Genomic DNA, 926 nt, shown 5'->3' on the forward strand with positions numbered 1-926 from the left:
GAGCCCGCCCGGGAGACGCCCGCCGCGACCGCCTGACGCGGCGGCCCGGCGGCGGGGCCGGTGGTCGACGGGCGTGTTCGGGGTGGGAGAATCCGGGCATGCCCGTTCTCGAACCGAACCCCACCGACGGCCACAAGAAGCTCGGCCAGCTCGCCGCGATCATCGGCGGCATCGTCGTCCTGCTGATCATCGTCGCGACCGTCGCCCAGAACCTGGGCTGACGGCGTGCCCGGCTCCCGGTGAACCGCGCGTGACGGCGCCGCCCGCTCCGTCGGGTGGCGGCATCGGGCGGCATCGCGCTCCCGGCCGGCTTTTCTGCCAAGCTTGCTGGGTATGAGCGCCGACACGCCCCGCAGGATCATCGTTCTCCGCCACGCCAAGGCCGACTGGCCGAACGGCGTCGACGACCACGAGCGGCCGCTGGCCGACCGGGGCCGCCACCAGGCCCCGGAGGCCGGCCGCTGGCTCGCCGACTCCGGCATCAACCCCGACTACGTGCTCTGCTCCGACGCCCTGCGCACCCGGGAGACGTGGAAGCTCGCCGCGCACGAGCTGCCGAAGCGCTCGCGCAAGACCGTCTACGAGGGGCGGGTCTACGAGGCCACCCCCGGCGAGATCATCACCGTCCTCCAGGAGACCCCGGAGGAGTACGCGGACGTGCTCCTGGTCGGCCACAACCCCGGGGTGCTCGGCCTGACCCAGGTGCTGGCCGGCGACGAGGGCGACCGCGAGGCGCTGGAGCGGCTGCGGCTCGGCGGCTTCCCGACCGCCGCGATCGCGGTGCTGAGCTTCTCCGGCTCGTGGAAGGGCGTCGAGCCGGGCGTGGCCGCGCTGGTCTCGTACTTCACGCCGCAGGACTGAGCGGCAGGACCGAGCGGCAGGACTGAGCCGTAGGGCCGAGTCACCGAGCCGCAGGACTGAGCGCG

2 protein-coding genes are annotated in these 926 nt (G+C 73.9%); both read left to right on the top strand.

All coding sequences use genetic code 11. The features are described 5' to 3' along the window. Positions 1-98: 98 nt before the first annotated feature. Positions 99-221 carry an SGM_5486 family transporter-associated protein gene (locus ABD308_RS15475; RefSeq protein WP_344333909.1) on the top strand — a complete coding sequence of 41 codons (123 nt, stop codon included), beginning with the start codon at positions 99-101 and terminating at the stop codon, positions 219-221. 112 nt (positions 222-333) lie between these two features. Next, positions 334-861 (top strand): SixA phosphatase family protein, encoded by a 528-nt coding sequence (locus ABD308_RS15480; RefSeq protein ID WP_344333910.1) that lies wholly within the window; start codon positions 334-336, stop codon positions 859-861. Positions 862-926 lie beyond the last annotated feature (65 nt).

The organism is Kitasatospora putterlickiae (assembly GCF_039527695.1).
Lineage (GTDB): Bacteria > Actinomycetota > Actinomycetes > Streptomycetales > Streptomycetaceae > Kitasatospora > Kitasatospora putterlickiae.